The organism is Pseudomonas sp. BJa3 (assembly GCF_026343815.1).
Taxonomy (GTDB): Bacteria; Pseudomonadota; Gammaproteobacteria; order Pseudomonadales; family Pseudomonadaceae; genus Aquipseudomonas; species Aquipseudomonas soli.
The window spans coordinates 272857-279159 of record NZ_JAOXMC010000009.1 but is presented as its reverse complement, the minus strand read 5'-3'; the positions used below and the strand labels follow the sequence as shown (position 1 = coordinate 279159).

The following is a 6303-nucleotide window of genomic DNA, read 5'->3' as shown; positions in this document are numbered from 1 at the left end:
CGATCTCTCGTAGCGGGAGGCGAATCATACAGCGTTACAACCTGCTGTCAACTGCCTTTTTCACCGCTGCCGATCTGGTGATCGAAGCACCTCCGCAACCCTCTTGATCGATCAACTCATTGATATTCAAGGAATTTTTCGTTCCGATGTCGCTGGAAGTGGGGCGCATTATAAGGGGATCTGAGAGGGCGTCAACCTTTTATTAAAGAAAGATTTCAGGCCGCCCTCCCCCGCCCCACCAGCCGTGGAACACGCCGCCACACCGGGGGTATACGCAACACCAGCAAAAACACCCCGATAGCGGCATACACCGCCCACTCCTTCAGGTCCGAGCGTACGATCCACAGGAAGTGCAGCAGCCCAAGCCCGAGAATCACATAGACCAGCCGGTGCAGCTTCTTCCACCGCGCCCCAAGGCGCCGCTGGCTATACCGGTTGGACGTGACCGCCAGCGCCAGCAAGCCAAGAAAACCCAATGCACCGACAATGATGTAGGGCCGCTTGCGCAGCTCAACGCCGAACTGCCCCCAGTCCAGCCCCAGGATGAACACCAGGTACGCCGTCAGGTGCAGCACTATATAAGCAAAGCACCACAGCCCCAGCTGGCGCCGCACGACGATCCACCCCGCCCACCCCGTCAACCGCTGCAGCGGTGTCATGCTCAGGGTAATCAACAGGAACACCAGTGCCCCCAGGCCAAGGCGATCCACCATGATCTTTCCCGGATCCGGGCCGAGCAGCCCCATGGCTGCCTCATACAACCACCACACGGGAAACAGGCACCCGATCACGAAGATCGCCAGGCGCAGCCACGGATAGCGCATCAATAGTTCTTCCGCAGGTCGAGGCCGGTATACAGCGACGCCACTTCATCGGCATAGCCGTTGAACATCAGCGTATCGCGCACATTGGGGCTGAACAGCCCGCTGGGCAGGCGCCGCTCGCGGGCCTGGGTCCAGCGCGGGTGGTCCACCGTCGGGTTGACGTTGGCATAGAAGCCGTACTCGTCCGGCGCCAACCCCTGCCAGGTAGTCGCAGGTTGTTCTGCCACCAGGCTGATGCGCACGATCGACTTGATGCTCTTGAAGCCGTACTTCCAGGGCACTACCAGGCGCAGCGGCGCGCCGTTTTGGTTGGCCAGTTCACGGCCATACATGCCCACCGCCAGGATCGCCAGCGGGTTCATCGCCTCATCCAGACGCAGCCCTTCCACATAGGGCCAGTCGATCAGGGCGAAGCCGGAGCGCTGCCCAGGCATGCGCTTGGGGTCTTCCAGGGTTTCGAAACGGATATAGCGCGCCTTTGAGGTTGGCTCGACCTGCTTGAGTACCTCGGCCAACGGGAAGCCCAGCCAGGGAATCACCATCGACCAGGCCTCCACACAGCGCAGGCGATAGATGCGCTCCTCGAGCTGGTACGGTTTGACGAAGTCCTCCAGCGCATAACGCCCGGGCTTGGCCACTTCGCCATCGACCACCAGGCTCCACGGCTCGGTCTTCAGGCTGCCGGCATTGGCCGCCGGGTCGCCCTTGTCGGGCCCGAACTCATAGAAGTTGTTGTAGTGGGTCGCGTCCTTGAACGGCGTGATGGCTTCGCCGCTGACGGTGACCGCCTGCCAGCGCGTGGCGCCGAGCTTGTCGCTGAACCAGCGAGGCGCGCTGCCCGCCTCGACATCGGCATAACGGGAAACCTCCGCCGCGGCGCCCAACCGAGGCAAGGCGCCCAGGGCTGCACCTGCAAGGCTGGCGCCCAGCAGCTTGCGACGGGAGAGGTAGAAACTTTCGGGGGTGATCTCGGACGACTTGCAGTCGCTGGATCGGGGAAGCTTGATGAGCATGGCGGCTCCACAGTACGGGTAACTGATGTACACGTAAGACTATGGAGCCGGCAGGTTATTCCGCGATTAAATCCTTGTCAGGATTTGCGACGGCGCGCCCGCAACAGGAACTGGATCGGCCCCGAAGCAGCATAGGCGAGGAAGATCAGCAGCAGGATGCGCGGCGGATCGCTGAACACCACGGCAAACACCAGCACCACGGCGAGGATCGCGACAAAGGGCACGCGGCCCTTGAGGTCGAGCTCCTTGAAGCTGTTGTACTTGATGTTGCTGACCATCAGCATGCCGGCGGCCGCCACCAGCAGCGCCACCAGGAACGACAGCTTGGAACCCTGGATGCCGTAGTCGCTGAACGCCCAGACGGTACCGGCCACCACGCCGGCCGCCGCCGGGCTGGCCAGGCCGATGAAGTAACGTTTGTCGGCGGTGCCGACCTGGGTGTTGAAGCGCGCCAGGCGCAGCGCAGCGCCGGCCACATAGATGAAGGCGACCATCCAGCCGACCTTGCCCATGTCGCCCAGGGCCCAGCCGAACGCCAGCAGCGCCGGGGCCACACCGAAGGCGACCATGTCCGACAGCGAGTCGTACTCGGCACCGAAGGCGCTTTGCGTATTGGTCATGCGCGCCACGCGGCCGTCGAGGCCGTCGAGGACCATGGCGACGAAGATGGCGATGGCGGCGAAGGCGAAGTACTTGCTCGCCTCGCGTGGATCACCCGCGCTCAGGGCGCTCTGCGCGCTCATCGAGCTGATGATGGAATAGAAGCCGGCGAACAGGTTCGCGGTGGTGAACAGGTTGGGCAGCAGATAGATACCGCGGTGACGCACCTTGCGCCCTTCGGCGTCGTGGCCTTCTTCAACGTGCTCATCGACAGGTAGCAGGCTTTCGGCGTCGGAGGGCTTGTTCGGCTCTTCGGGACGTTCGCTCATGAAAAGTACCTTGCAACAGGGTGGAATATGTTCGACATGGGCTCTGCAAAACGGTTCTGACAGCGAGCCACTGGTCGCTTTATACCAGAAGCTGACCGCGCAAACGAAAAAACGCGGCCGAAGCCGCGTTTTTCATTATCGACGCAAGACTCAGTTCTTGGTCTTGTCGACGATCTTGTTGGCCGAGATCCACGGCATCATCGAACGCAGCTGCTCGCCGATGATCTCGATGCCGTGGGCGGCGTTGTTGCGGCGCTTGGCGGTCATCGAAGGATAGTTGGTGGCGCCTTCGCTGATGAACATCTTCGCGTACTCGCCGTCCTGGATGCGCTTCAGAGCGTTGCGCATGGCCTTGCGGGATTCTTCGTTGATGACTTCAGGGCCGGTGACGTACTCACCGTACTCGGCGTTGTTGGAGATCGAGTAGTTCATGTTGGCGATGCCGCCTTCGTACATGAGGTCAACGATCAGCTTCAGCTCGTGCAGGCACTCGAAGTAGGCCATTTCCGGGGCGTAGCCCGCTTCGACCAGGGTTTCGAAACCGGCCTTGACCAGCTCGACGGTACCGCCGCAGAGAACGGCCTGCTCACCGAACAGGTCGGTTTCGGTCTCGTCCTTGAAGGTGGTTTCGATGATGCCGGTACGGCCGCCACCGACGCCAGCGGCGTAGGACAGGGCGACATTCTTGGCGTTGCCCGAAGCGTCCTGGTAGATGGCGATCAGGTCAGGGATGCCGCCGCCTTTGACGAACTCGGAACGCACGGTGTGGCCCGGGGCCTTCGGCGCGATCATGATCACGTCGAGGTCGGCACGCGGCACGACCTGGTTGTAGTGGATCGAGAAGCCGTGGGAGAAGGCCAGGGTGGCGCCCTTCTTGATGTTCGGCTCGATCTCGTTCTTGTACAGCTGGCCCTGGAACTCGTCCGGGGTCAGGATCATGACCAGGTCGGCGGCAGCGACGGCGCTGGCCACGTCGGCCACTTTCAGGCCGTGGGCTTCAGCCTTGGCAACGGTGGCCGAACCTTTACGCAGACCGACGGTAACGTCCACACCGGAGTCCTTCAGGTTGCACGCCTGGGCGTGACCCTGGGAGCCGTAGCCGATGATGGCGACTTTCTTGCCCTGGATGATGGAGAGGTCGCAGTCTTTGTCGTAGAAAACTTTCATGAAAATACCCCTGGTTATATCTCGGCCCCTGCGGAGCCATCGCTATTTTTGAAGTTAGATGCTGAGCACTTTGTCGCCACGGGCAATGCCGGTGACGCCACTGCGCACGGTTTCGAGAATCGATGCGGTGCCGATGGCCTGGATGAAGCTGTCCAGTTTGTCGCTGGTGCCGCTCAGCTGCACGGTGTACACGCTGGCGGTCACGTCGACGATCTGGCCACGGAAGATATCCGTGGTGCGCTTGATCTCGGCGCGCTGGGCACCCGTGGCCTTGACCTTGACCAGCATCAGTTCGCGCTCGATGTGGGCGCTTTCCGACAGGTCGACAAGCTTGACCACTTCGACCAGCTTGTTGAGGTTCTTGGTGATCTGTTCGATCACTTCGTCATGGCCAACGGTGGTCAGCGTCAGACGCGACAGGGTCGGGTCTTCGGTCGGCGCCACGGTCAGGCTTTCAATGTTGTAGTTGCGCTGGGAGAACAGGCCGACCACGCGAGACAAGGCACCGGGTTCGTTTTCCAGCAGCAGGGAGATGATGTGCCGCATGTCAGGTACGCTCCGTCTTGCTCAGCCACATGTCACGCATCGAGCCGTCCTTGATCTGCATCGGATAGACGTGCTCGGTCCGGTCGACCGCGATGTCGATGAACACCAGGCGGTCCTTCATCGCGAAAGCCTCTTCCAGTTTCGGCTTGAGGTCTTTCAGGCTGGTGATGCGCATGCCCACATGGCCATAGGCCTCGGCCAGCTTGACGAAGTCCGGCAGCGACTCGACATAGGAATGCGAGTGGCGACCGTTGTAGGACATGTCCTGCCATTGGCGAACCATGCCCAGCACACCGTTGTTCAGGTTGACGATCTTCACCGGCAGGCCGTACTGCATGCAGGTGGACAGCTCCTGGATGTTCATCTGGATGCTGCCTTCACCGGTAACGCAGGCCACGTCCTGGTCGGGGAAGTTGAGCTTGATGCCCATGGCCGCCGGGAAACCGAAGCCCATGGTGCCCAGGCCACCGGAGTTGATCCAGCGGTTGGGTTTGTTGAAGCGGTAGTACTGCGCCGCGAACATCTGGTGCTGGCCCACGTCGGAGGTGACGAAGGCATCGCCCTTGGTCACTTCGCACAGGGTCTCGATGACCTGTTGCGGCTTGATGATGTTGCCGTCGCCCTTGTCGTAGGGGAACAGCTCGCCGTCGCCACGCCATTCGTCGATCTGCTTCCACCAGGCATCGAGCGCCGCCTTGTCGGGCTGCTCGCCGATTTCCTTGAGGATGCCGAGCATTTCGCTCAACACGCTCTCGACCGGACCGACGATCGGCACGTCGGCCTTGATCATCTTCGAGATCGACGCCGGGTCGATGTCGATGTGAATGATCTTGGCGTTCGGGCAGAACTTGGCCGGGCCGTTGACCACGCGGTCGTCGAAACGCACACCGACAGCGAAGATCACGTCGGCGTTGTGCATGGCCAGGTTGGCGGTGTAGCTGCCGTGCATGCCGAGCATGCCGAGGAACTGGCGGTCGGTGCCTGGGAAGCCACCAAGGCCCATGAGGGTGTTGGTGACCGGCAGGTTCAACGACTTGGCGATTTCGGTCAGGGCTTCGGAGCCACCGCCGAGAATCACGCCGCCACCGGAGTAGACCACCGGGCGCTTGGCCGCGAGGAGCATTTCGGCTGCCTTGCGGATCTGCCCGGAATGGCCGCGCAGGGCCGGACTATAGGAACGCAGCTTGACCTTTTTCGGGTAGATGTACTCGAACTTCTCGGCCGGGTTGGTCATATCTTTTGGAATGTCGACCACGACCGGGCCGGGACGGCCGGACTGCGCCAGATAGAAGGCTTTTTTCAGGACTTCGGGGATTTCCGAGGCGTGCTTGACCATGAAGCTATGCTTCACGATCGGCCGGGAGATACCGATCATGTCGGTTTCCTGGAACGCATCGGTGCCGACCATGGTGCTGGGCACCTGGCCAGACAGGATGACCATCGGGATGGAATCCATGTAGGCGGTGGCAATGCCGGTGATGGCATTGGTCGCGCCTGGGCCGGAAGTCACCAGCACCACGCCGGCCTTGCCGGTGGCACGGGCGTAACCGTCCGCCATATGGGTGGCAGCCTGCTCGTGACGAACCAGGATGTGCTGGACTTCCGGTTCCTTGAACAAGGCATCGTAAACATGAAGGAGAGCACCGCCAGGGTACCCGTAGATGTGCTTAACGCCTTCGTCGCGCAAAAAGCGGACGACCATTTCAGCGCCGGATAAGAGCTCCACGTTGTTCACCTCTAAAACGCCAGAATACCGCCCTCACTGAGCGGGTCTTATTAGGTTTACTGCCAAGCAGAGCATGAGCGAACGTCAGCACTGACTGA

General features: G+C 61.4%; 6 protein-coding genes. All 6 read right to left on the bottom strand.

From position 1 onward, the window contains the following. Positions 1–215 precede the first annotated feature (215 nt). Positions 216–824 (bottom strand): protein-methionine-sulfoxide reductase heme-binding subunit MsrQ, encoded by a 609-nt coding sequence (msrQ, locus tag OH705_RS14085; RefSeq protein ID WP_094012267.1) that lies wholly within the window; start codon positions 822–824, stop codon positions 216–218. Then, complete coding sequence (msrP, locus tag OH705_RS14080) at positions 824–1837, bottom strand: protein-methionine-sulfoxide reductase catalytic subunit MsrP (protein ID WP_267302381.1); 1014 nt, start codon at positions 1835–1837, stop codon at positions 824–826. The genes msrQ and msrP overlap by 1 nt, the downstream gene beginning before the upstream one ends. Positions 1838–1914: 77 nt before the next feature. Then, positions 1915–2766, bottom strand: coding sequence for a CDP-diacylglycerol--serine O-phosphatidyltransferase (pssA, locus tag OH705_RS14075; protein ID WP_028691215.1), 852 nt, complete (start codon positions 2764–2766; stop codon positions 1915–1917). Positions 2767–2916: 150 nt separating this feature from the next. Beyond that, positions 2917–3933 (bottom strand): ketol-acid reductoisomerase, encoded by a 1017-nt coding sequence (gene ilvC, locus OH705_RS14070; RefSeq protein ID WP_038706849.1) that lies wholly within the window; start codon positions 3931–3933, stop codon positions 2917–2919. A 54-nt stretch (positions 3934–3987) separates the two neighbouring features. Continuing rightward, positions 3988–4479, bottom strand: coding sequence for an acetolactate synthase small subunit (gene ilvN / locus OH705_RS14065; RefSeq protein WP_003250040.1), 492 nt, complete (start codon positions 4477–4479; stop codon positions 3988–3990). Between the two features lies 1 nt (position 4480). Further along, complete coding sequence (locus OH705_RS14060; RefSeq protein ID WP_094012269.1) at positions 4481–6205, bottom strand: acetolactate synthase 3 large subunit; 1725 nt, start codon at positions 6203–6205, stop codon at positions 4481–4483. Positions 6206–6303: the final 98 nt, after the last annotated feature.

What these genes read in the sequence shown, in the direction of transcription:
- msrQ (WP_094012267.1), bottom strand. Translation starts at nt 824, where the DNA reads ATGCGCTATCCGTGGCTGCGCCTGGCGATCTTCGTGATCGGGTGCCTG.
- msrP (WP_267302381.1), bottom strand. Translation starts at nt 1,837, where the DNA reads ATGCTCATCAAGCTTCCCCGATCCAGCGACTGCAAGTCGTCCGAGATC.
- ilvN (WP_003250040.1), bottom strand. Translation starts at nt 4,479, where the DNA reads ATGCGGCACATCATCTCCCTGCTGCTGGAAAACGAACCCGGTGCCTTG.
- pssA (WP_028691215.1), bottom strand. Translation starts at nt 2,766, where the DNA reads ATGAGCGAACGTCCCGAAGAGCCGAACAAGCCCTCCGACGCCGAAAGC.
- ilvC (WP_038706849.1), bottom strand. Translation starts at nt 3,933, where the DNA reads ATGAAAGTTTTCTACGACAAAGACTGCGACCTCTCCATCATCCAGGGC.